The 24766-nt window shown below is 72.5% G+C and carries 15 protein-coding genes and 1 pseudogene; 9 read left to right on the forward strand and 7 right to left on the reverse strand.

The window, feature by feature from the left end:
• Nucleotides 1-137: 137 nt before the first annotated feature.
• From ABD126_RS09385 to ABD126_RS09400, 4 genes are all read left to right on the forward strand, one after another.
• Entirely contained in the window at nt 138-284 is a 147-nt protein-coding gene (locus ABD126_RS09385; protein WP_343933318.1) for a DUF1059 domain-containing protein, read from the forward strand.
• Nucleotides 285-500: 216 nt separating this feature from the next.
• Complete coding sequence (locus ABD126_RS09390) at nt 501-920, forward strand: YciI family protein (protein WP_343933319.1); 420 nt, start codon at nt 501-503, stop codon at nt 918-920.
• On the forward strand, nt 917-2164 hold the full coding sequence (locus ABD126_RS09395) for an RNA polymerase sigma factor (RefSeq protein WP_343933621.1): 1248 nt from the start codon (nt 917-919) through the stop codon (nt 2162-2164). Before ABD126_RS09390 ends, ABD126_RS09395 begins: the two co-directional genes overlap by 4 nt.
• 77 nt (nt 2165-2241) lie before the next feature.
• Nucleotides 2242-3141, forward strand: coding sequence for an isocitrate lyase/PEP mutase family protein (locus ABD126_RS09400; protein WP_343933321.1), 900 nt, complete (start codon nt 2242-2244; stop codon nt 3139-3141).
• Here ABD126_RS09400 and ABD126_RS09405 read toward each other — a convergent pair.
• Together ABD126_RS09405 and ABD126_RS09410 are read right to left on the reverse strand one after the other, a co-directional pair.
• The gene (locus ABD126_RS09405; protein ID WP_343933322.1) at nt 3100-5340 is read right to left on the reverse strand and encodes a catalase; all 2241 of its coding nucleotides are present in this window, start codon (nt 5338-5340) and stop codon (nt 3100-3102) included. The genes ABD126_RS09400 and ABD126_RS09405 overlap by 42 nt on opposite strands.
• A gap of 193 nt (nt 5341-5533) precedes the next feature.
• A complete protein-coding gene (locus ABD126_RS09410; RefSeq protein ID WP_343933323.1) occupies nt 5534-5731 on the reverse strand; it encodes a hypothetical protein in 198 nt (65 codons plus the stop codon).
• A 175-nt stretch (nt 5732-5906) separates the two neighbouring features.
• On the opposite strand from ABD126_RS09410, the gene ABD126_RS09415 reads away from it, so the two are divergent.
• The 3 genes from ABD126_RS09415 (at nt 5907) to ABD126_RS09425 (ending at nt 8656) form a co-directional block, all read left to right on the forward strand.
• Nucleotides 5907-6290 (forward strand): STAS domain-containing protein, encoded by a 384-nt coding sequence (locus ABD126_RS09415; protein WP_343933324.1) that lies wholly within the window; start codon nt 5907-5909, stop codon nt 6288-6290.
• 163 nt (nt 6291-6453) lie between these two features.
• Nucleotides 6454-6810: an STAS domain-containing protein gene (locus ABD126_RS09420; protein ID WP_343933325.1), complete on the forward strand. Its 357-nt coding sequence runs from the start codon at nt 6454-6456 to the stop codon at nt 6808-6810.
• Nucleotides 6811-6844: 34 nt separating this feature from the next.
• A complete protein-coding gene (locus ABD126_RS09425) occupies nt 6845-8656 on the forward strand; it encodes a serine/threonine-protein kinase (protein ID WP_343933326.1) in 1812 nt (603 codons plus the stop codon).
• Nucleotides 8657-8662: 6 nt separating this feature from the next.
• Here ABD126_RS09425 and ABD126_RS09430 read toward each other — a convergent pair whose 3' ends face one another.
• Complete coding sequence (locus ABD126_RS09430; protein ID WP_343933327.1) at nt 8663-9403, reverse strand: class I SAM-dependent methyltransferase; 741 nt, start codon at nt 9401-9403, stop codon at nt 8663-8665.
• A gap of 104 nt (nt 9404-9507) precedes the next feature.
• Between ABD126_RS09430 and ABD126_RS09435 the strand changes: the two genes are divergently transcribed.
• A complete protein-coding gene (locus ABD126_RS09435; RefSeq protein ID WP_343933328.1) occupies nt 9508-11214 on the forward strand; it encodes a serine/threonine-protein kinase in 1707 nt (568 codons plus the stop codon).
• A 97-nt stretch (nt 11215-11311) separates the two neighbouring features.
• Here the strand turns inward: ABD126_RS09435 and ABD126_RS09440 are convergent, their stop codons facing one another.
• The 3 genes and pseudogenes from ABD126_RS09440 to ABD126_RS09450 all read right to left on the reverse strand — a co-directional run.
• Nucleotides 11312-11707 (reverse strand): sigma factor-like helix-turn-helix DNA-binding protein, encoded by a 396-nt coding sequence (locus ABD126_RS09440; protein ID WP_343933329.1) that lies wholly within the window; start codon nt 11705-11707, stop codon nt 11312-11314.
• Nucleotides 11708-11758: 51 nt separating this feature from the next.
• On the reverse strand, nt 11759-12952 hold the full coding sequence (locus ABD126_RS09445; RefSeq protein WP_343933330.1) for a glycoside hydrolase family 3 N-terminal domain-containing protein: 1194 nt from the start codon (nt 12950-12952) through the stop codon (nt 11759-11761).
• A 41-nt stretch (nt 12953-12993) separates the two neighbouring features.
• Nucleotides 12994-13110, reverse strand: a pseudogene (locus ABD126_RS09450) (cellulose binding domain-containing protein); the annotation flags it as partial.
• Nucleotides 13111-13370: 260 nt separating this feature from the next.
• Here ABD126_RS09450 and ABD126_RS09455 point away from each other — a divergent pair.
• Nucleotides 13371-14057: a hypothetical protein gene (locus ABD126_RS09455; protein ID WP_343933331.1), complete on the forward strand. Its 687-nt coding sequence runs from the start codon at nt 13371-13373 to the stop codon at nt 14055-14057.
• 54 nt (nt 14058-14111) lie between these two features.
• On the opposite strand, the gene ABD126_RS09460 is transcribed toward ABD126_RS09455, so the two are convergent.
• Nucleotides 14112-24605, reverse strand: a complete 10494-nt coding sequence (locus ABD126_RS09460; protein ID WP_343933332.1) for a hypothetical protein — start codon at nt 24603-24605, stop codon at nt 14112-14114.
• Between the last annotated feature and the right edge of the window lie 161 nt (nt 24606-24766).

Genomic DNA, 24766 nt, shown 5'->3' on the forward strand with positions numbered 1-24766 from the left:
CCCGGTGGTGGCCCGGGTACCACGCCGTCGCGCCGCAACCGCCCGCCCACCGGCCGGTAACCCCGCACTTCGGGAGACCCGGTCCGACCGCCCGTCGCGGTAGAGTCGGGCGAGGAGATCACCTAGGGGGTTTGACGATGAAGAAGAACATCTCCTGCCCGTGCGGCGAGCGGATCGTCGGCGAGAACGAGGACGACCTGGTCGAGAAGACCCAGGAGCACCTGCGCGAGAACCACCCGGGTCACGAGTACTCGCGCGACCAGATCCTGTTCATGGCCTACTGAGCGTTCACGGCCTGCCGAGCGTTCGTGGCCTGCCTAGCGCGCGCCACCGCCGCCGGCGCGGCGCGTCGATCCACTTCCCCGCTGGCCACCGTCCGCGCACACGGCGAAAAAGATCTTGAAAAAGTTCGGCCGCCGTGTCGATCCCCGCCCTCGCCCGTTCGACCGGGTGGTGAGAGGGTCCCGAGCAGCGGGATCCGGAACGCGGGAGTGACGACCATGAAGTACATGCTGATCATGCGGGCGACCGACGAGGCCTTCGCGGGGATGGCCGAGCGGGACTTCGCCGAGGTGCTGGACACCGTCGGCCGGTTCAACGACGAGCTGGTCCGGGCCGGGGTGCTGGTCGCCGCCGAGGGGTTGGAGGACGCGGCCGAGGGGGTCGTGGTGGACTACTCGTCCGAGCCGCCCGTGGTCACCGACGGCCCGTACGGCGAGACGAAGGAGCTGTTCGGCGGGTTCTACATCCTCAACGTCGCGTCCAAGCAGGAGGCCGTCGAGTGGGCGAAGCGGCTGCCGATCCAGGGTCCCGGGTTCAAGACCGAGATCCGGCGGGTGCCGACGATCGACGAGTTCCCGCAGGACAACGAGTGGATCAAGAAGGAGCGCGCGTGGCGCGAGGCCACCGGGCAGCTCTGAGCGACCCGACCGGGCGGGCGGCGGTCGCCGCGGTCTGGCGGATCGAGTCGGCCCGGATCGTCGGCGCGCTGGCGCGCTACACCGGCGACTTCGCGCTGGCCGAGGACCTGGCCCAGGAGGCGTTCGCCGAGGCCCTGGTCACCTGGCCGCGCGACGGCGTGCCGACCAACCCGGCGGGCTGGCTGCTGACGGTGGGCAGGCGGCGCGCGATCGACGCGTTCCGCAGGCGGGCCACCGCCGACGACCGGTACGCCGCCCTCGCCCGCGACCTGGGCGAGGGCGTGGTGGACGCGGGGCAGTGGGACCCCGACCAGATCGACGACGACGTGCTGGCGCTGATGTTCGTCTCGTGCCACCCGGTGCTGTCCCGGGAGGCGCGGGTGGCGCTGACGCTGCGCGTCGTCGGCGGTCTGACCAGCGACGAGATCGCGCGGGCGTTCCTGGTCCCGACCGCGACCGTCCAGGCCCGCATCACCCGCGCGAAGAAGGCGCTGGGCGCGGCGGGGGTGCCGTTCGAGGTGCCCCCGCCGCGGGACCGGCGGGCGCGGCTGGGGTCGGTGCTCAGCGCGGTCTACGTCATCTTCACCGAAGGTTCGACGGCGACCTCGGGCGACGACCTGATCCGGTTCGACCTGGCCGGCGAGGCCCGCCGCCTGGCCCGCGTCCTGGCCCACCTGGTGCCCGACGAGCCGGAGGTCCACGGCCTGCTGGCGCTGCTGGAGCTGACGGCGGCCCGCTTCCCGGCCCGGACGGCCCCGGACGGCACGCCGGTCCTGCTGGAACACCAGGACCGGCGGCGGTGGGACCGGTCGGCGATCGTCCGGGGGCGGGCGGCGTTGGCGCGGGCGGAGCAGGTCGGGCGGGGCCTGGGCGCGTACGGGTTGCAGGCGGCGATCGCGGAGTGCCACGCCGTCGCGGCGTCGGTCGGGGAGACGGACTGGGAACGGGTCGTCCTGCTCTACGAGGCCCTGGGCCGCCTGGCCCCGTCCCCGGTGGTGGACCTCAACCGCGCGGTGGCGGTGTCGATGGCCCGGGGCCCCGCAGCGGCGTTGCCGATCGTGGACGGGTTGGCGGCCGGTGGCGCCTTCTCCGGGTCGCACCTGCTGCCGACCGTGCGCGGCGAACTGCTCACCCGCCTGGGCCGCCGGGGCGAGGCGCGGGAGGAGCTGACCCGCGCGGTCGAGCTGTGCGGCAACGAGCGCGAACGCGGCCTGCTCACGCGCAAGCTGGCCGACCTGGCCTGACGAGGTCCCTCCTTCGAGGGCGAAGATCAGTCTTCCGGGATCTCGACCCTGGTGACGACGGCCGGCAGGTTCGGCGTGTGCGTTACGGCCAAGCGTTCCGCGAGGTGGTGGCCGGGGACGGCGCCACGCCGGTCATCGGGGTGTTCGACATGCTGTCCGCCTCCGTCGCCGCGCGGCACCACGACGCGCTGTTCGTCTCCGGGTTGGGGTTCGCCGCCTCGCACTACGGGTTGCCCGACATCGGGTTCATCGCCTGGCCCGACGTGGTGGACTTCGTGCGCCGGCTGCGCCTGGCCTTCCCCGCGCACCACCTGCTGGTCGACATCGACGACGGGTACGTCGACGTCGAGGTGGCCCGGCACGTCGTCCGGGCGCTGGAGCACGTCGGGGCGTCCGGGGTGGTGCTGGAGGACCAGAGCCGGCCCCGGCGGTGCGGGCACGTGGCCGGCAAGCGGGTGCTCCCGCTGCGCGACTACCTCGACAAGCTCGACGCCGTGCTGGACACCCGGTCCGACCTGGTCGTGGTCGCCCGCACCGACGCCACCGACGAGGACGGGATGCTGGAGCGCGCGGGCGCTTTCGCGCGGACCGGGGCGGACGCCGTGCTGGTCGACGGAGTGCCCTCGGTGGACGTGCTCGGGAGGGTGGTCGGTGCGGCGCGGCCGGTCCCGGTGGTGTTCAACCAGATCGCGGGCGGGAAGTCGCCGTCGTTGTCGTTGACCGAGCTGGGCGGGCTCGGCGTGGCCGTGGCGATCTACAGCACGCCCTGCCTGTTCGCCGCCCAGACCGCGATCGAGGACGCCCTCGCCCGCCTGCGCGCCGACGACGGGCGGCTGCCGGCCGACTCCCTCGGGGTCGCCGACTCGCAGGCGCTCCTGGCGGACAACCTGGCGCCCCGCCACGCGGTTCCGGGGCCGCGTGGCGGGGGAGCCGGGTCAGGCGGCCAGGCGGTCCCACACCCGGTGCCGGCCGAGTAGCGCGAGGACGTCGCGGACCACGTCGGTCGGGTCGCCGGTCACCACGCCGGGCCCGGGGTCGACCACCGACGTGCCGGCGCCCCACGCGCCGATCGCCTTCGCGTGCCGGTAGGTCTCCTCCACCAGCAACGCCACCCGCGGGTCCAGGGTGGACGCCGGCGCGCCGGCCTTCGCGTCGCGCACCGGCAGCGCGTCGGGCGCGGGCGGGGGAGCGGCGGCCAGCAGGAGGGCGTCGAACTCGACCGAGCGGGCCGTGAGGAACGTGCGCTGGGCGACCAGGCCGTGGGCCAGGTCCCCGCCCCGCGCGGCGATGATCAGCGGGACCGTGCCGGCGGCCTGCAGGGCCAGGCGGGCCGTGCGGACGCCGTCCAGGCCGTCCGGGTCGTCGGCGTCCACGACGATGCCCACGATCCGGCCCGCCACCGGCCAGGTGCCCGTGAGCTGCGACAACGCCGGGCTCGGCGTCACCGCGGGCAGCTCGGCGGCCACCTCCGGCACCGGCAGGCCCAGGCCGGCGGCGACCTCCGCGCACAGCCGCGCGTCCACCTGCGCCAGCACCCGCAGCTCGCGCTCCTTGATCGCCTGCTCGTAGCACTTGCCCAGCTCGAACGTGAACGCCCGGATCACGTGCTCCTGCTCCACCGGGCTCAGGCTCTGGAAGAACAGCCTGGGCTGGGTGAAGTGGTCGTCGAACGACGCCGGCGACTCGCGGACCTTCACCGACTCCGCGACCCGCTGCGGCACCTCGACGAACGCGCCGTCGGCCGCCCCGGCGTGGAACGGGCACCCGCCGTCGAGCGAGTTGGGCCGGTAGGGCGCGACGCCGCCGTGCACCGCGTCCTGGTGGAAGCCGTCGCGCAGCATGTCGTTGACCGGCGCGTGCGGCCGGTTGATCGGGATCTGGTGGAAGTTCGGCCCGCCCAGCCGGGTCAGCTGCGTGTCCAGGTAGGAGAACAGCCGGGCGTGCAGCAGCGGGTCGTCGGTCACGTCGATCCCCGGCACCAGGTGGCCCACGTGGAAGGCGACCTGCTCGGACTCGGCGAAGAAGTTCGTGGGGTTGCGGTTGAGGGTCAGCAGGCCGATCGGCTGCACCGGCGCGAGTTCCTCGGGCACGATCTTGGTCGAGTCGAGCAGGTCGATGCCCTCGAACGTCTGGTCCGGCGTGTCCGGGAAGACCTGGATGCCCAGCTCCCACTGCGGGAACGCGCCGGACTCGATCGCGTCGTACAGGTCGCGGCGGTGGAAGTCCGGGTCGATGCCGTTGATCAGCTGCGCCTCTTCCCACAGCAGCGAGTGCACGCCCTGCTTGGGCTTCCAGTGGAACTTCACCAGCGACGTCTCACCGGCGTCGTTGACCAGCCGGAACGTGTGGACTCCGAAGCCCTCCATGGTCCGGTAGGACCGCGGCACGGCCCGGTCGGACATGTGCCACATGACGTGGTGGGTGGCCTCGGTGTGCAGGGAGACGAAGTCCCAGAACGTGTCGTGCGCGCTCTGCGCCTGCGGGATCTCGCGGTCCGGGTGCGGCTTGGCGGCGTGGATGATGTCCGGGAACTTGATGCCGTCCTGGATGAAGAACACCGGGATGTTGTTGCCGACCAGGTCGAACGTGCCCTCGTCGGTGTAGAACTTGGTGGCGAACCCGCGGGTGTCGCGCACGGTGTCCGCCGAGCCGCGCGAGCCGACGACGGTGGAGAACCGCACGAACACCGGCGTGCTCACGCCCTCGCGCAGGAACCCGGCCTTGCAGACGCTCGCGGCGGAGCCGTACCCCACGAACACGCCGTGCGCCCCGGCGCCGCGCGCGTGCACCACCCGCTCGGGGATGCGTTCGTGGTCGAAGTGCATGATCTTCTCGCGCAGGTGGTGGTCCTGCAGCAGCGTCGGGCCGCGCGGCCCGGCCTTGAGCGAGTGGTCGGTGTCGTACAGCCGCAGGCCCTGCGCGGTGGTCAGGAACGCGCCCTGCTGGCTGTTGGCCGTCTTGGGCGCGCCGGTCTCGGCCCCGGTGGGGGTGACGGTCTCGGGCGCGTCCTGGTCGGCCTTGGGCGGGAGCGGCCCCCGGGGTTCGGTGGGCTCCTCCAGGCTCGGCGGTTCGCTCCCGGGCGCGCCCGGCACGTCCGGGGTGACCAGGTCGGTCACCTTCTCCACGGCCTTCTCCACGGCGTTCTTGACGATCTCGGCGGGGTTCTTCGAGTCCACTTGCCCTCCCTCGGTCCGCTCGGCGGCTACCCCGTGGCACGCGTCCTACACGGCTTGTGAGGTCACCAACAGGGGGATACCGGGAGCACGCACCGTCACCGCCGGTCAGGGCGCCGGGCCGGCGGCTGGTCAGGGTCTCAGCCGGGTCGCGAGCCGGGTCAGGGTCTCAGCCGGGTCGCCGGAGCGGGCGCGGTCACCGCTTCCGCTCGTCGGGTTCGAGCCGCGTGCGGTGTTCGGCCAGGCGGCGTTGGAAGTCCTCGATCCGGACGGTCAGGCGGCGGAACCGCGACGGTGTCGCCGGCTCGTCCGGGTCCAGGGCATCGGCGTCCGACAGCGCCGCCGCGGTGGCGCGGTCGGGGCCCGGGTCGTCGTGGCCTGGGTCGTCGATCATGCAGGGTCCTACGGTGGTGATGGGGACGAGGCTGTACGTGAATGCCAGGGGTACCCCGGGTCGGAGAGCCGAAATCGTGACGTCGGTCACAATCCGGGTTCGGCACCGGTCAAGCTCGATCGCCAGTGGATCACCCATCGGAACCGGCGCACCACCGTGGCATGATTGCGTGACTATGAGCGATCAGGTCGAGACCGCTGCCGAGGTCGGCACCACGACGGAATGGCGTCGCGGCGCACTCGTCGTCCACGTCACCGGCGAAGTCGACATGGAGACCTGCGACGACCTGCGGGCCGCGATCGTGGAGGCGCTCGCCGCCGACCCGCGGGCCCTGGTCCTCGACCTCGACGGGGTGACCGTCTTCGGGTCCATCGGCCTGTCCCTGCTCATCGAGGTCCGGCACCGCGCCGAGGCGCGCAAGATCGGGTTCGCCGTCGCGACCGAGCGACGGGCCGTCCTGCGCCCGCTCACCGAGACCGGCGTCATCGACCTGCTCGTGCTGCGCGCGGACGTCGAGGAAGCCGCCGAGGCCGCATTGGCGACGCCGACCACGGCCTGATCACCGCGACGGCATGGTGTTCGCGGTCGGCCGCGGGTAGCTTGGGTGGGGTAAGTGGGGCAAGCCGGCCCTGGCAGTGGCCGGCCGAGGGTTGAGCAGACAGCCTGCACCAGCGCTCATCGACGCCAGGAGGCGTGTAGCGGTGCAGGACAACAATTCGTATTTGAGCATTGGGACCTCGGAAGTCGACGGCGTTGTCGTCGTGCGCCTGGCCGGTGAGCTGGACATGTGCTCCCGGGCCGACGACGAGGTCCGCGCGTGCATCACCGCCCGACCACGGGGCGTCGTGCTCGACTTGCGCCAGGTGACCTTCTTCGGCTCCCACGGGATTTCGTTGCTGCTCGGCGCGGTCGAGGAGGCTCGGACCCACGGGGTGGGCTTCGCCGTCGTGGCCGACAACCGGCCCGTGCTGCGGCCGTTGGAGGTGACGGACATGCTCGTCGTGGTGAGCGTGTTCGCCACCCCGGAGACCGCCGTGGCGTCGATGCGGCGGGTGGAGTGCCGGACCGGCCTCGGGTAGGAACCCGGCGGGGCCGGCGCGCGTCGGTCCAGGTGTGGAGGAGTTCGGGCCTTACCGCGTCGGGGAACTGCTGGGCCGCGGCGGCATGGGCGAGGTGCACCGCGCGCACGACACCGCGCACGACCGCGTGGTGGCGCTGAAGCGGCTCGCGCCCGTGCACAACGACGACGCGGACTTCCGCGCCCGGTTCCGCCGGGAGGCGCGCATCGCGGCCAGGCTGCGCGAGCCGCACGTCATCCCGATCCACGCGTTCGGCGAGATCGACGGCCGGCTGTACCTGGACATGCGCCTGGTCGAGGGTCGTGACCTGGCGGAGGTGCTGGCGGCCGAGGGGCCGCTGGACCCGGCGCGTGCGGTGCGGCTGGTGGGCCAGGTGGCCGGCGCTCTCGATGCGGCGCACGCGGACGGTCTGGTGCACCGGGACGTGAAGCCGTCCAACGTGCTCGTCACGCCGGAGGACTTCGTCTACCTGGTGGACTTCGGCATCGCGCGGAGCGTCCTGCCGGCGGGGACTGACCTGACCGCGTCGGGCGCGGTGCTGGGGACGCTGGACTACATGGCGCCGGAGCGGTTCGGCGACGGTCCGGTGGACGGGCGGGTGGACGTCTACGCGTTGGCGTGCGTGTTGTACGCGTGTGTGACCGGGGTGCGGCCGTTCGAGGCGGACAGCGCGGCGGCGTTGATCTGGGCGCACATGCAGCAGGTGCCGGTGGGGGCGTCGGTGGTGAACCCGGCGGTGCCGCGGGCGCTGGACGAGGTGATCCGGCGCAGCATGGCCAAGGACCCGGCCGACCGCCACCCTTCGGCCGGCGCCTTCGCGACCGCGGCAGCCGCCGCCCTGACCGCCGCGCCAGCCGGGTCTCCGGCCACGCCAGCTGGGTCTGCGGCCACCCCGGGCCCTTTCACATCCAGCCAGCCCGCGCCAGCCCCGAGTCAGCCTGCGTCGGGCGGGCTCGCGCCCGGTCAGCCCGCTGCCCTCGGCCGGTCCGCGTCGCCCAGCCAGTCCTCGCCGCTCCCGCCGCGACCGCCGCTCTCGCCGTCCTCGCCGCTTTCGCAGCGTCCGCCGCTCTCGCCGTCGCCGACTTCGCCGCGGCCTCCGGCCCCCGCTTCCATTGTCCCACCGGGTACCGACAATTCCGGGGCGCGGCCGGGGCTGGTCGGGCCCGTGGTCGCGGGTGTCGTGGCGTTGGCGTTGGTCGCGGTGGTCCTGGCGTGGGCGGTGGATTGGGGGAAGGGCGAGCGGGTTGCCGGGGCGAACACCAGCACGGCGGCCACTACCACCGCCGCCGCTACCACTGCCACCACCACGGCGGCTTCCGGTTCGGCGTCTGCGACGAGCACCACCACCCCGACCACCGATGCGCAGACCTCGAAGCTGCTGGCCTCCCTGCCCGAAACGTTCCGCGGCAACCCCTCCTGCGTGCCCGCGCCGCCGTCCGGCCAGGGGATCACCGCCACGGTCACCTGTTCCGGCGCGAACTCCCGCCACTTCCGCTTCCCGCCCCCGGACTCGGCGACCTTCCACCTCTTCACCGACCGGGCCGCCCAGGACGCGCACTTCCTCGCCCTCGTCGGCGCGCACGGCGTCGGGCGCGAGGACGAGTCCGGCGGGTGCCGTCCGGAGACCCGCCCGGCGCACTACGCGCTCTACTACCGCGACACCAGCGGCCCGCTGCCCGGCGAGTTCACCACCTGCTTCGTGGCCGACGGCGTCGGCCAGGTCTGGTGGGTGGACACGCGCACGACCACCACCGGTGTCCTGCGCTCCTCGACCGCCACCACCCCGGACGCGCTCGACGGCCTCGGCTACTGGTGGAACGGCATGATCCTCACCGCGATGCCCTGATCACGATCACCCGCCGCCGAGCCGGTAGGTCGAGACGTGGGAGCGGGAGTCGGCGGTGAACGGGGCACCGGTCCAGTCCGCGTGCCTGCTCTCCAGCGTGAAACCGGCCAGGCGGGCCATCAGGTCCAGTTCCGCCGGCCAGATGTAGCGGTGCGGGCTCCGGGCCAGGGTGGCGTTGCGGTCGTCACCGAACCGGAAGTGGTGCGAGACCACGTGTTGGTTCAGCACGTCGTAGGTGTCCAGGCCGATGTAGCCCGGCTCGGTGCGCCACACCGTCGCCTCCCGGCCCGGCGGCAGGGCCCGCAGCTCCGGCACCCACAGCTCGACCACGAACCGGCCGCCCGGCGCCAGGTGGCGGGCGGCGTTGCGGAAGCACTCGACCTGCTCGTCCTGGGTCTGGAGGTTGGAGATCGTGTTGTAGACCAGGTACACCAACGTGAACTCGCCCGGGACCACGGTGGTGGCCATGTCGCCGAGCACGACCGGGAGCGTCTCGGCGGAGGCCTTCTCGCGCAACCGGGCGACCATGTCGGGTGACAGCTCCAGCCCGGTCACCGGCACGCCGCGCTCGGCCAACGGGATCGCCACCCGACCGGTCCCCACGGCGAACTCCAGCACCCGGCCACCACCGGCCAACCCGGCCAGCCGGTCCACGGCCGGCCCCAGCACCTCGGGGGCGAACATGCCGGTGCCCGGCGTGTCGTAGCTCGCGGCGGCGTCGGCGTTCCAGATGTCCTCTTGGCGCATGGATCGATCTTGCTGCATCCGTGGCCGCAAAAGGACACCATATGTCGACAGGGCACGAGTGATCACTAACCTCCCGGGCGGGAACGGGACTAGGGGGAACGACGATGGCCGCCGGATTCGCGCCGCTCACGGGCGACGACCCCACCTCGGTCGGCGGGTACGAGCTGCGCGCCCGCATCGGGGTGGGCGGCATGGGACGCGTGTACCTGGCGTTCACGCCCGGCGGACGGGCGCTGGCGATCAAGGTCGTGCGGGCCGAGCACGCCGAGGACGAGGAGTTCCGCCGCCGGTTCCGGCAGGAGGTGGACATCGCGCGCCGCGTCCAAGGGCTCTACACCGCGACCGTCGTGGACGCCGACACCGAAGCCCCGGTGCCGTGGCTGGCCACCTCCTACGTGTCCGGTCCCTCGGTGCGCCAGGCCGTCGCCGACCACGGACCCCTGCCGCTGCCCACCGTGTTCCGGCTGCTCGCGGGGGCCGCCGAAGGGCTGTCGGCGATCCACGCGTGCGGGCTGGTGCACCGCGACCTCACCCCGGCCAACGTGCTGCTCGCCGACGACGGCCCCCGGGTGATCGACTTCGGCATCGCCCACGCCGCCGCCGCGACCTCGCTGACCCGCACCGGCGTCCAGATCGGCACCCCGGCGCTGATGGCCCCGGAGCAGGTCCGGGGCAGGCCCGCGACCCGCGCCACGGACGTGTTCGCGCTCGGCCAGCTCGCCGTCTTCGCCGCCACCGGGCACACGGCGTTCGGCGAGGGCAACCCGGACGCGTTGTTCTACCGCATCCTCAACGAGCCGCCGGACCTCGCCGACTGCCCGCCCGACCTGCGGCCCGTCGTGGAGCGCTGCCTGGCCAAGGACCCCGACGACCGGCCGGAACTGGCCGAGGTCATCGAGTTCGCCCGCGCCCGGACGCACGGGCGGACCGTCCAGCTCACGACGGACTCGTGGCTGCCCGACGACCTGGTCACCGCCCTGGTCGCGTTCGACCCGTCCGCCTACCGGTCCACGGCGGTCCAGCCACGCGTGCCCACCGCCGTGCTGCCCCCGCCGCGGGGCGGCAACAAGGGGTCGATCATCGCCGCCGCGGTCGGGTCGGCGCTGGCCCTCGCCACCGTCGCGACCGTCGTCGTCATCGGCCCGAGCGAGATCCTCGGCTCCCTCGCCGGCGGCACGTCACCCACGGTCCGCGCGCTCCCCACCACGGACACGACGACCACCGACGACCGGCCGACCACGACCTACGACCCGCCGACGACCACCACGACCCAGGGCTTCGACCCGCGCAGCCTGGACGAGCAGGGCACCGACGACACCCCGCAGACCACGAACGCCCTGCTGGCCAACAGCTTCACCGCCGACGGCCGCACGTTCACCTTCGAGGCGGGCTCGGACAACGTCACCTGCTACGCCCCGGCGCAGACCGACCAGGCCCGCCGCGTCCTGGACGAGCACGACTGCCTGGGCGCGACGACCGGCGCGTACGTCAGCGACGACGGCCTGCTGCTGGTCAGCATCAAGGTGTTCGCGTTCAAGGACAAGGCGACCGCCGACAACGTCTACACGGCGATGGACGACTTCCACGCGGGCGACCTCGGGTACATCTGCCCGCAGGAGGGCCGCGGGTCCGAGCCGTGCGACACCTCCGAGGAGGGCAGGCTGTACGGGTGGACGGGGCCGAGCCACCGGTACGTCGTCAACACGGTCGCCACCTACGTGGACATCCACAACAACCCCGGCGATGTCGAGGTGCTGAAGGCGGCCTCCGAAGCCGGCCTCGACAGCGCCGGCCCGCAGAACCACCGCTGAGCCGGACCGCTGCTGACCCGGGCCGCTGCTGACCCGGGCCGCCGCTGAGTCGGGCCGCCGCCGAACCACCCCTCGCCGGGGCTGTCGCCGGGCCGAGCTAGCGCTGGGTGGGCAGCGCCGCCAGCGCCCGTGCGATCCGGCTGTTCACACTGGACTCCCGCCACCCCAGGTGCGCGGCGATCTCGTCGTCGGGCAGGCCGGCGTAGTACCGCAGCACCACCGCCGCCCGCTGCTTGCGCGGCAGCACGGCCAGGCGGTGCACGACGTCCGGGCCGGTCCGGGTCGCGAACAGCCGCCGCCACGACAGATACTCCGCCACGACCAGGCCGCGGACGCGGGCGTGCGGCGCGGCGGCGATCCGGTCCCACCGGACGTAGGCCCGGCACAGCGCGTCGCGCACCAGGTCCTCGGCGAGCCGGGACCGGCCGGTCAGGGCCGTGGCGAACCGCATCAGCGGCGTCGACTGGCTGGCCACGTACTGGGCGAACTCCATACCCCGGAAACGCCCCAGGGACCCCGTTCGCTGCATCGGGCACCGAAAAAGTCAGCACGTGCCTTTCATCGCCAGCACGCGTTTCACGGCCTCGTCCACGCGCGCGGCCGGCAGGGTGCCCGCCGCCACGGACGCTTCCAGGTGGTCCAGGACCTCGCCGGTGCGACCGCCGGTGGACCACAGCGCGATGTCCGCGCCCGCCGCCAACGCCTGCCGCACGGCCTCGGGCAGGTCGACGCGGTCGGTGACGGCGCGCATCGCGCCCAGGTCGTCGGTCATCGCCGGACCGCTGAACCGGTACTCGCCGCGCAGCAGCGCGTAGGCCTCCGGGCTCAACGTCGCCGGGAGCCCGCCGGTCAGGCCGGGCACGTCGATGTGGCCGAGCATCACCACGACCGGGCCGTATCGCGCGATGTCGCGGTAGGGCAGCAGGTCGGCCTGGCGCAGGGCGTCCAGCGGCGGGGCGGTGACCGCGCCCTGGTGGGAGTCGCCGCTGGTGTTGCCGTGGCCGGGGAAGTGCTTGAGGACCGGGGTGGTGCCCGCGTCCCTCAAGCCCTCGGCAAAGGCCTGGGCGTAGGTCGCGGCGGTGGCCGGGTCGGGGCTGAACGACCGGTCGCCGATGACGGTGTTGTCCGGCTGGTCGCTGATGTCGAGCACGGGCGCGAGGTCCATCGTCACGCCCCGGTTGCGCAGCGCCGCCGACCGGTCCCGCGCCAGCGCCCGCACCTGGTCGGGGGACATGGCCTGCGCCATGCGCCGCGCGCTGGGCATGTCCCCGTCCAGCATCTCCACCCGCTGGACCCGGCCGCCCTCGTCGTCCACGGCGACCACCAGCGGCAGCGCGGCGGCGGACCGGACCACGTCCAGCCCGCCGGTGAGCAGGCCGGTGGCGTCGCCGCCGATGAAGATCGCCCCGACCTGCTCGGACCGGACCACGTTCAGCGCGTCCTCGCTGCCGCGCGGGTCCACGCCCACCATCAGCAGCTGGGCCAGCCGCAGGCGCGGGGTGAGCGAGGCCGCTTTCACCGTGCACGGGTCGGGCGGCGGCGTGGTGGTCGTCGTGGTCCTGGTGGTCGTTGTGGTGGTGGTCACGGGCGCCGCTTGCGGTCGGCCCGGCACGACGTCCTCCGCGCCGCCGCGGGTCAGGAGGGCGGCGAGGACGGCCCCGACGGCTACGAAGACCAGAAGTGCCCTGGTCACGGCCTTGGGGCCGCCGTGACGCCCGTTCGGCGACTGGTCCGGCACCCGTCCAACCTACGTCACCGCGCGGGCATCCGCCCCACGCGCTACCGCACGGCGCACGTGGGCGCGAGCCCCGTGCCGGTGCCGGTGCCCTGGAAGCCGAACTCCGTGGACCGGCCCGCGCCCAGCGACCCGTTGAACGAGACGTCGGTCCGGGCAGTCCGCGCCGTCGTCCTCGACGGCGACGTTGGTCGCGTTTCCGGTGGTCGCGACCGCGGTGAGCGCGCCGGCGAGCGCGAGGACGGCCGCCGCCGGCAGGGCGAGCGTGGACCGGGCCTTGGACCGACCCGAGCTGGTGATCACCAGGGCACCCCTTTCGTTGATCGACCGGCGGCGTCGCCTAAAGTTTCGAGTTCGTCAACGAAACATGTCGCCAACGCCCCGTTCGGGTGTCTCACCTGGTTTCTGGTGTGATCACCGAATGACGGACTGGTCGACACTGACCCACGCCTACGGCACGGCCGAGGACATCCCCGCGTTGCTGGACCGCCTGGCCACCGAGCCGGACGACGCGGGGTGGAGCGACCTGTGGTCGGCGCTGTGCCACCAGGGCACCACGTACCCGGCCAGTCGCGCGGCACTGCCGAGGTTGGCGGACCTGGCCGGGCGGCCCGAGCCGGTGTACGCCGCGCAGGCGGTCGTGCTGGCGGGCGCGATCGTCGCGGACGGCGGCGAGGAGGTCCGGGTCCGCTTCGGCGAGGCCGTGGAACGGTTGTCGCGCAGGGCTGACGAGTTGCTGCCCGCGGCTGACGACGACACCTACGCGTACCTGCTGGAGGCCACGCTGGCGTTCGAGGGCGCGGCGGCGTGGCAGGACACCCTGGCGTGGGGCGTGTCGGGGGAGGAGTACGAGGTCGAGTGCGGCGAGTGCGGCGTGGACCTGGCGATCTCCGTGGCGGACGGGACGTGTGCCGAGGAGGGCGGCGAGTCGACCATGACGCGACCCGCCAACGCTGAGCGCTTGGAAGGCTCCGAACGCCGGGCCCACGACCTCGCGACCGCGCACGGCAAGCAGCAAGTGGCACGCGTGTTGCTGCACCTGTACGGCCAAGCGACCTGCCCGGCGTGCGGGTCGGAGTTCGTGGTGGCGGAACGCGTCGGGGGTTGAGAACGCGGCTCGGCCGCCCCGCCTGAGCGGGGCGGCCGAGTCCTCCAGCAGGGATCAGTCCGTGCAGGACACCGGATCGTCGAAGTGGCCCGGTGTCGTCGGGTAGGCCTGGCCCGTGCCGTGGGCGTTGTTGTCCGCCGGGTAGACCAGCGCCAGTTCGCGGAACGCGGACGTGCCAGCGGTCGTGGCGTCCGAGGCCGACTGGCCCGCACCCGTGCCCCAGGCCAGTTCCTGCAGGAAGGTCTCCATCCCCGGGCTGCGCTGGCGGATGTCGTTGTACCCGCCGTAAGCCGCGTTGCAGTGGGTGTAGAGGTTGTAGGCGCCCGACCAGTCGATCAGGCGGTCGCCCGGGTTCGGGCCGTTGCCGGCCACGTCGCCCTGCAGGACGTCGCGGTCCCAGCCGCCGTAGAGCCAGTCCGTGCCCTGGTGGTGTTGGTTGTCCGCCAGGGTCGCCGGGTCGGCCGTGTCGTCGGTCTTGTTCGTCATCTCGAACCAGCTGCACGGGTCGACGAAACCGCTGCCCAGCGACTCCGGCCACGGGCCGGCCGCGCACCCGCCGGGGAACGTGCCGCGCGGGTTGAAGTCGAGCACGTCCGAGCCGATCGCACCGGCCTGGGACGCCGCCGACGTGCCGCCGACGCCGCCGAACACGTGGTCGACGTACCGGTCGTCGGCGCCCCGCGCGTCCGCGTTGAACGTGCCGTTCACCAGGCAGTCCGGGGTGGGCGCGGTCGGGTCGCAGCCCTTGCCGCCCCACAGGGCGTCCGCGCCGTCACCGCCGAACACCTGGTCGCCGCCGCTGTCGCCGTTGGCCAGGTCGTCACCGAAGCCGGCGTGGATGTTGTCCGCGCCCAGACCGCCCCGGATGCGGTCGTCGCCGCCCTCCGCGATGCCGTCGTGCGGCATGGCGGAGGAGGTCGAACCGCCGATGAACTGGTCGCCGTCCACGTCGTGCAGCAGGTCCACGCGCCGGTCGTAGGCGCCCAACCGGAACCCGGTGTAGGACTCCTGCGGCACCGAGTTCAGCGACGCCGTGAAGCCGCGGGCGGCCACGTCGTCGGCGTTGAGCCGCTCGTTCACCACGCCGCCGCGGTCGCCGAGCATGGCGTCCTCGCCGTCGTTGCCGGACATGGTGTCGCCGCCCAGCTCGCCGTACATGTCGTCGTCGCCGTTCGACCCGGTCATGGTGTCGTCGCCGTCCTGGCCCCACATCCCGTCGTTGCCGTCGTCACCGAACATGGTGTCGTCGCCGAAAGCGCCCACGGGCTCGCACGTGGCCTGCGCGGTGGTGCAGAACCGGGTGGCCGGTCCGGGCAGGTCGGGGTCGTGCGTGCGGGACACGGTCGCGTTGTCCGGCACCAGGCCCGCCGCGTACCGCTCGGTGTAGACCTTCTCCTTCATCGACCCCGGCTGACCCTCCAGCGTGCGCACCAGGGAACCGTTGTCGCCCAGCTGCACGTCGTCCGCGCCGTTGCCCTCGAAGGCGTCGCCGCCGTCGCGGAACCCGGCCGCCGCGCTGCCGCCGATCATGTCGTCCTGGCCGTGCGACGGGTCGGAGCCGTCCAGGTCGGCCGACGGTGTGCCCGGCCAACCCGGGTCGGCCAGGGGGACGACCGTGGTCTCCGACGACGGCTCGCCCAGCCCGAGGTCGCCGCGCAGCACGTCCGCGCCGCCGTTGCCCTCCAGGTAGTCGGCCTGGCCGCCGCCGGAGACGAAGTCGCCGCCGTCCTGGCCCCACAGCACGTCCACGCCCGACCCGCCGGACACCCGGTCGTCGCCGAACCGGTCGGCCGGGGGCGCCGGCGCGAGGTCGTACTCGACCACGACGCGCCCGGTGATCGGGTTGCCGCCGGTGGTGGCCAGCCGCCGCGTCGCCCGGGTCGGGGTCTCGCCCGCGGCGGGCCGGTTGACCACGCCGTTGTCGCCGATGGCGACGTCATCGCCGTTGCCGCCGAACAGGGCGTCCGCGGCGTCGGGCTGGCCCGAGGACCCGGTCAGCGGCGTGCTGCTGCCGCCCACGAGGTCGTCGTCGCCGTCGTTGCCCTCGACGAAGTCAACGCCCTGGTCGCCCTCGACGTAGTCGTCGGCCGCGTTGCCCTTCAGGCGGTCGGGACCGCCCTGGCCGAGCAGCACGTCGTTGGCGTCGTCGCCCCACACCTCGTCCGCGCCGGACGAGTCGGCGTGCGGGGTCAGGCCCAGGTCGAGCAGCACGATCCCGCGCGGGGTCATGCCGCGTTCCTGCGTCAGCCTCGACGGCGGGCCGGTGCGCAGCAGCGAACCGTTGTCGCCGATCGCGATGTCCTGGCCGTTGTCGCCGTGGATCGAGTCGCCGACGTCGGGTTGTCCGACGCCCGCGGCCTCCTCGGTGGACGAGCCGCCCACCAGGTCGTCCTGGCCCTCGTTGCCGGAGAGGGTGTCCGAGCCCGGACCGCCCTCGGCGTAGTCGTCGGCGTCGTCGCCGGTGACCACGTCCGCGCCGCCTTGGGCCAGCAGGACGTCCTGCTCGCCGCCTCCGCTGATCACGTCGTCGCCGGACGTGCCCGCGGTGGGGGAGTAGCCGAGGTCGAGCAGCGTGACCTTGTGCTGCTTGGCGAACCCGCGGCCCTGCGTGATCGGAGAGGACTCGCCCAGGGACAGCACCGCGTTGTCACCGGCCACCACGTCGGGACCGGAGTCGCCGAACAGCTGGTCCCTGGCGTCCGGCCGGCCGACCTGGTGCCCGTCCACGGTGGACGCCACTTCGGCCGAGCCGCCGACCACCCGGTCCTCGCCGCCGTCGCCGTGCACGACGTCGTCGGCGTTGTTGCCCTCCAGGTAGTCGTCCTGCGCGCCGCCGTTGACCTCGTCGTGCGCCAGGCCGCCGAACGCCCGGTCGTCGGCGTCGCCGCCGAACACGAAGTCCGGACCGCCGGCCGCCGCGTTCGCGCCGTCGAGGTCGAACGGTCCGCCGGACGCCGCCGGGCCGTCGCCGTTGTCGCCGATGACCAGGTCCGTGCCCGCGTCGCCGTAGAGGGTGTCGCCCTGGTCGGCCTCGCCGGCCTTGCGGGTGCCGCCGACCACGACGTCGGTGTCCGCGCCGCCGAACGCGGTGTCGGAGCCGTTGTTGCCCTCGACCACGTCGTCCTGCGTGCCGCCGTAGAGGGTGTCGTTGTCGTCGTTGCCGTAGACGTTGTCCTTGCCGGCGTCGCCGTACACCAGATCCAGCCCGCCGCCGCCGTAGAGGGTGTCGTTGTCGTTGCCGCCGCCGACCACGTCGTCACCGAGCTGCCCGCACGCCAGGTCGGCGCCGGACCGCAGGTCCGCGCTGTCCGCCGCGCCGCCGGCCGCGACCACCTCGACGCCGGTGCCACCGGTGATCAGGTCGCGCCCGTCCGCGCCGTCCAGCGGTTCGGCCGGCGGCTTGGACGCCGGGTCGCCGGGCGGGGCGCACGGGTTGGCGTAGCGGTCGCCGTAGATCTCCGCGCCGCCGTCGCCGCCGATGACGTGGTCGTTGCCGTAACCGCCGACCAGCAGCTTGGAGGACGGGGACACGGTGGCGGGCAACGGCCGGTGGCCGACCGTGCGCAGCGGGCCGAAGTCGCCCGAGCCGGTCACGCCGCCCACGTCGGACGGTTCGGCGACCACGTAGTCGTCACCCGGACCGCCGAACACCTCGTCCTTGCCGAACCCGCCGGTCAGGACGTCGTTGTTGCCGCCGCCGCGGATGTCGTCCACCTGGTCGGGCTTGGAGCGCCCGGTGACCATGTCCACGCCCTGGCTGCCGTACACGGTGTCCGAACCCGTGCCGGTGTCCACGGTGTTGGTGGCGTCCACGATCTCGCCGTTGACCGTCGTCTTGTCCGGCCAGCCCGGCTCGTCCACCCCGGTCTCGTCGGCCGGGTCGCCGATGCGGAAGCCGGTGTGGATGGAGTCCGGACCGGAGCCGCCGGAGATCTTGTCGCTGCCGTGGCCGCCGACGATGGTGTTCTTCTGCGCCACGTACTCGGCCTTGCCCGGGTTGGTGTCGGCCAGCGGGCTGTCGGAGGCGATGCCGATGGTGTCGTCGCCGTCGCCGCCGTCGAGCGTGTTCGCGCCCAGGCCCGCCGCGATCCGGTCCTTGCCCGCGCCGCCGGTCACGGTGTCGCCCGCGCCGCCGACGGTGATCGAGTCGTCGCCCTCGCCGCCGTGCACGGTCGCCGTGCCCCTGCCGCCGAACGCGGCGTGCAGGTCGCCGGTGGTGATCTGGTCGTTGCCCGGACCGCCGTCGACCGTGGACGGGCCGATGCCGGTCTTGATCGAGTCGTCGGCCTGGCCGCCGGTCACCTCGACGGCCTTGTCGAACGGCTTGGCCTCGGCCGCCTTGTCCTCACCCGCGCCGCTCTTGTCACCGTCGCCCTGGAAGACGAACACGCGCTTGCCCTTGTCGTTGGTGGCGTCGGCGTGGACCTTCGTCAGGTTCTTGTCCCGGTGCTCCTCGCGGAACCCGAGCGCGCTGACCGCGAAGCCCTCGAACCCGCCCTCGGCGTTCACCAGCTGGGTGACGGTCCACTTCTCCTCGTTGTCCCGCGCGGTCCACGCCGGGTGCCCGCGGGCGCCCGTGTGCGTGTCGCCGACGTGCAGCACGAGCGTGGTGCCGTCGGGGTGCGCCAACGTCGGTGGTGGTGGCTCGCAGTTGGGTTTGACCGAGAAGTCGAGCAGGGTGATGTCGGCCAGCGTGAAGTCGAACGACACGCTGAACGGCGAGAACCCGATGGTGATGTAGACCTTCAGGAACAGGCTCAACCTGCCGTCCATGTTGAACAGGCACATCGGGTTGTTCAGCGCGACCTTGGTGAACTCGAAGAACCGGAACTTGCCGTCGTTGTTCGGGTCCGCCCAGCTCAGGTTGATGGTAAGCGCCACGCCGCCCTTGATGCCGACCTCGATCAGCACGACGCTCACCGCCGCGCCCGCGGCCAGCTCGCCGCGGAAGGTCACCACCGGCAGCGGCTTGCCCGCGTCGTCGGTGGTCTCCAGGTATATCGAGTCCAGGATGTCGGCGACCTGCTTGTCCTCGATCGCCTTGCGGATGCCGTAGGTGTCGAAGCCGGCGCGGAACCGGGCCTCCACCGACGCGCTGCCGGAGATGCTGACCAGCACCGGCGGCGGCGCGTAGACCGGGCCGAAGGACTGGCTGTAGGAGAACGCCAGCCGCAGCGCGCCGGAGTCGAACTTGATCAGGTCCACGTCCTGGCCCATCAGCAGGCCGAACAGCTCGGCCGGCTTCTCCAGGATCGGGAAGGTGAACCCGGCGGAGTTGCCCTTGCCGTTCGCGCCGACCAGGCCGCCGCCGTTCTCCTCGTCCACCTTGGCGCGCAGGTCGGAGTGGAGGGGGGTGGAGGTGCCGATGAGCTTCGCGGCGGTGTCGGGAGAGTTCTCCGTCTCCAGGGCCTCCTTGCCCAGGACGGTGAAGTCGCCGACCTCGATCGCGCCGCCGTTGTCGGTGATCTGGCCGACCAGCTGGAGCGTGCGCAGGATCTTGTCCACGAACTCAAGGTCCGGGCCGCCCGCTATGGTGCTGAACGCCTTGGCGATGGTGACCAGGTTGACGTCACCGCCGCCGACCGCGCGCGAGAGGTCCGACAGCACCGGGATCGGCGCGTAGAGCTGGTCCAGGACGGGCTGCACCGGTTTGGTGAACAGCGCCACCTTCTCCACGATCGGCTTGAGCACCGACCCGAGGAACTCGCCGGCGTTGAGCGTGACGTCCCGGAACTCGATCTGCGGCGCGCCCTCGCCGGGCCGCTGGCCCAGCTTCCACTCCCACGCCAGGTGGAACCAGCCGGAGATGCCCGGCAGCGGTCCCGCGGTGACGTCGAAGTCCCAGTCGATGCCGACCTTGGCGGCCAGCGACACGTCCGCCACTTCCGTCACGTCGGCCAGGTCGGCCAGCGTGATGCGGGCGTCGGCGTCGATCGCGCAGTTCTCGAAGCAGGCGTCCTGGCCCTTCTTGTGCAGGTCCACGGAGAACTTGCCGGAGAACAGGTCGGTCGCCCCACCCGGGCGCTGCTTGAGCCCGACCTCCAGGAAGGCCAGTTGCGCCTTCATGTCGGCGGGCAGCGTGAAGCCGAGCTTGAGGCCCAGCTCCGGGCGGTCGATGTCCTGCGTGGCCACGAAGAACCCGGAGTTCTTGTCCACGCCGACCTTGACGTGCAGCCGGTAGGACAGGCCCGCGGTGACGCCGGTGCGCTTGGCGGGGTCCGCCGCCTCGCGCAGCGACAGGCCCGGGATGCCCAGGTCCAGCGGGCGGGTCAGGCTCAGCTCGTTCGTGGCGCAGTTGTCGCTGGGGTCCACCTTGCCGTCGCACAGGTCGAAGGTGAACGTGGCGCCGGTGATGTCCGGCAACGCCGCCGCGTCCGGGCAGTCCGCCAGCTTCGGGTTGGTGTCCGACGCCTGGTAGGCCGCGCCGAGCGTCCCGGTGGAGTCGGTGTAGGCCACCGCGTCCGCGGCCAGGCCTTCCGCGACGACCTTCCACTGGCTGTTCTGCGGGTCCCTGCGGACGATCTTGTAGCTGGTGGCGTAGGCGGACTTGGTCCAGCCGAGCTGGTTCTTGTTGTCACCGCCGAGGGTGGCGTTGCCGTCGAGGATCGTGGCCGACGCCGGCGGCGCGTCCTTGCCCTGCGCCGAGGCGACGATCCCGTACTCGTACTTGGTCGTGCCCTTGGCGCCCTCCGCCGTCGCGGTCGGGTTCGTCGCGGGTTGCAGCACGGCCTCACAGGTGAAGCCGACCGTGACCGCGCTGCCCACCGCGGGCTTGAGGTGGTTGTTGACCCAGTCGGTCAGCTCGCCGGTGTTGTTCACCCGCCCGCCGCCGGGCAGCTGGGCCATCGCCTGCTCGATCTTGGCCCGCAACTGGCCGAACCTGTCCGCACCCTGCTGGAGGTCGTCGCCGACCAGCGGGAGCTTGCCGTCGAACGCGGCCGTGCGCAGCGCGCGTTCGATCATCGCGAGGTACTTCTCGATGCCGTCGCCGAACTGCGAGAAGTCCAGCAGGGCGGCGGCGATCTTCTCGTGCAGGTTGTCCGGCACGACGACCCGCTTGACGCCGCCGGGCAGGTCGGGTCCGGCCGAGAACGCCTGCGCCAGGTCGTCCACCTGGCGCGGGAGGCGGAGGATGAAGGAGTCGCCCGGGTCGGACAGCTTCGTCCAGTTCTGGTTGTCCGAGCTGACGAACACCGGCATGGCCGCGCACAGCGCGAGGTCGGTGCCCGCGACCGGGTCGCCGGGGCAGGTGACCGGCTGGTTGTCGCCGTTGAGGCTCAGCGACACGTTCTTGACGAAGTCGGCCAGCGGGACCGGCGCGGCGCCGCCGGGACCGTAGCCCAGGTGCGCGTTGTAGTGCGCGTTCGCCACGGCCCGCTCCGAACCGCCGGGGTTGCCCAGCGCGATCGACAGCGGACCGATGGACGACTTGACCACCCCGGTGATCCCGCCGTGCACCGTCAGGTCCACGGTGGACGTCGGCAGCACCTTCAGTTCGGTCGCGTCGTCCGGCGCGCCGTCCTTGGCCAGCGGCAGCACGAACCCGACCTTGGTGGACCCGGTCAGCGCCAGGTTCGTCGTCGCCTCGCCCTCGGCGGAGATCAGCGAGCGCGCCACGCCCTTGTCGTCGTCGAAGGCGAACCGCACCGGCTGCTCGGTCGCGACGGCGCGCTTGAGGTCCACGTTGAGCACGATCGACGGCTTGTCGTCCACCTCCTTGAAGGCGAACGACACCCCGCTGCCGTCGGGCAGCGCGTCGTTGAGCACTGCCACCAGGTCCTGGAGGTAGTCCGGCGGGGCCGCGGTCAGCTTGTCGACCGCGTCCTCCAGCGGGCTGCGGAAGGTGTAGGAGGTGCCCTTGGGCGGCACCTGCGGCCACGGCTCGGTCAGGAACACCTGCTTGCCGACCGGGTCGGCCACGGCCACGACCGCGACCTGGGTGCCCACCAGCACGGCCCGCTTCTCGTGGTCGTCGCCGAACGCGCGACCGGGGTCCTTGATGTAGCCGACGTTCTTGCCCTCGAACGTGGTGTTGCCGTACTCGACGTCCGCGCCGGAACCGGAGTCGGCGGTGCCGAGCAGGTCGCTCAGCGACTTGCCGACCACCGGCAGCGGGGTGGTCATCGCGGACTTCACCGAGCCGTCGCCGTCCACCTTCTGCAACGAGGTGTTGAGCACCTGCAACGCCTTGATGAGCCGGCCGAACATCGCCCGCGGGTTGTCGGGGTCGAAGTCGAACGCCTTGGCCTTGTCCAGCTTGTCCAGCCCGGTGAACTGCACGTCCGACGGGTTGGTGAGGTCGGGCATCGACACGCCGACCTCGACCGGGCCGCCGAAGAAGTCGGTGATGCCCGGGACGTCGAGCTTCGCCGTCGCGGCGGCCTTCGCGCCCACCGCGACCGTGAGCAGGTTCTCCGGTTCCTCGGCCGGGGTGGTCACGTCGTCCACGAGCTTCGGGAACACCTGGGACAGCGGGAGGTCGCCGTCCGCGTCGCCGACCTTCTTCAGGCCGACGGTCAGCATGTTCGCCGAACCGTCCTTCTTGGACATCGACAGGTCACCGGACAGGTGCACCTTCAGGTAGCCGACGCTGCCGTTGACGTCCACCTTGGTGTCCACGGGCGCGTCGGCCTTGATCAGGTCGCCGCCGGTGCGCAGCAGGAACCGGTCCGGCGTGCGCGGCAGGCTGGTGACCAGGGTCGTCGTGCCGTCGGGGTTCTTGTCCGCGAACGGGCAGCCGGTGGCGGCGGCGTCCGGGTCCAGCGGCTTGCACGCGTCACCGGTGATCGGGTCGCGCAGGTCCAGCACGAGGGTGGCGGTGGCGACGAATCCGGGCTTGACGGTCGCGGTGGCGTTGAGCGCGTTGGCGTCGCGCAGGCCCTTGGCCGAGAACGTGTCGCCGAAGGTGACCTGGCCGGTCATGGGGTCGGGTGAGTTGACCTTGTAGGGGGCGCCGGGCGCGGGCGTGCCGCCGCTCCACGGCTCCTCCAGTTCGATCATGTCACCGGTGTTGTTCTTCACCACGCCCTGCGAGGTGCCGGCGGACACGATGCGGCCCTTGAAGTGGTCCGTGGGCCACGGCTTGGTCTTCTGGGTGTGGAAGAGCTTGGTGGGCTCGTAGGCGACGTTCGCGCCCTGGCCGGAGGTCAGTTCCGCGACCACGTCCAGCTTCGCGCCGTCGTTGGGCGCGTCGCGGGTCATGGTGAGCGTGAAGGCCAGCTTCTTGGTGGTGTCGTTGAAGTCCACGCCGGACACCGCGATGGGGCCGGTGTTCAGCTTGGCGAACATCTCCTGGATCGAGCTGAACTTCGGCAGCCCGGCCTTGGCGGGGTCGTCGCCCTTGTCGGGGTTGAAGACGTTGGCGTCGACGAACTCCTTGAGGACCGACCCCGCCGCCACGGCGTCGGCCAGCGTGCCGCGCATGAACGGCAGGTTGACGTTGCCGGTGGGCTTGGCCTGCTCGCCCCACTGGGCGCGCTGGATCGCCTCGATCGAGCTGACCAGGTGGCTCAGGCCCTCCAGCAGGTCGCGCGGGCTGAGCGTGGTGAACCGGGTGAGCTGGGCGAGGTCGGACGCGCCGACGCTGACGACCGGGGAGCCGGTGGCGATGTCCGGCCACTTCACCTCGACCTGGCCGGTGACGCCGGCGACCGACGTGCCGGCCAGCGGTTGGGCGGTGAACCGCAGCGCGGCGTCCACCTTGCCCGCGGGCGACCCGAGTCCGATGTGGAACAGGCCCGCCGCCGCGCCGGACGCGGCCAGCTCGGCGGTGCCGGCGCCCACGCCGAGAGGGTCGGTGGCGAGCCGGCCGTCACCGTCCGGGTCGTCGGCCGTGGCGGTGATGTTCGCCTCGACGGTCAGGTGCGAGTTGGCCTTGTCCAGGTCCACGCCGAGGATGCCGAACCCGGCGGTCGGGCTCGCGGACGCGTCCAGCTCGCCCTTGACGCCCACCGACAGCTTCGGCGAGGCGTCGTCCTTGACCACGTAGAACCAGTCGCGCGCCGAGTCGTAGGCGAAGCGCAGGGTGGCGTCGAGGGTGAACGTCACGTCCACCGCGCCGGAGGTCGTGAACGTCAGCGGTGGGCTCGAACTGGCGACGCTGACCGGTTGCCGGTCGGCGACCTTCGTCACGTGCAGGGTGACGTCAACCCGTTGCACGGACCCGTTCTGGCTGGTCGCGACGGTCAGCGTGCCGGGGCGGTCGCCGCCCAGCGGGTAGCTGCCGGCGAGGTCGCCGAAGTGCTCCTTGTCCTTCAACGGCTCGTGGATGGTCTTGGCGACCAGGTCCTGGAAGCCCAGCGCGCCGCCGGGGCTGACCCCGAGCAGCGGCACGGCCTCGCCGAGTTCACCGACCGAGCCGAGGGCTCTGCTGAAGTCGGCGAACTCCTTGAGGCCGGCGGCGATCGCGGCGACGTCCGGGTCCTGGGCGGCGCGGGCCGGGGTCGTGGTGACCACCAGTCCCAGCACGGCGAGCGCGAAGCTCGTGAGGGCGGCGGTGATCCGCCGGGACGTGCGCGCGACACGGCGACGAGCAGGGTGGGACCGCATGGCCAGACCGCCTTTGTCGACGGCGGACGGCCCCCGATGCCATGCGCCGGAACGGGTGTGACTGGACTTCCCGGCACCACCGCGCAGGAGCGGTCGCGCCGCACAACGGGGAGTCGACCGTGCTGTGACCTGCGTTACGTCGCCGAGATGTCGCTCGCCGC

The organism is Saccharothrix mutabilis subsp. mutabilis, from assembly GCF_039521145.1.
GTDB classification, from domain to species: domain Bacteria; phylum Actinomycetota; class Actinomycetes; order Mycobacteriales; family Pseudonocardiaceae; genus Actinosynnema; species Actinosynnema mutabilis.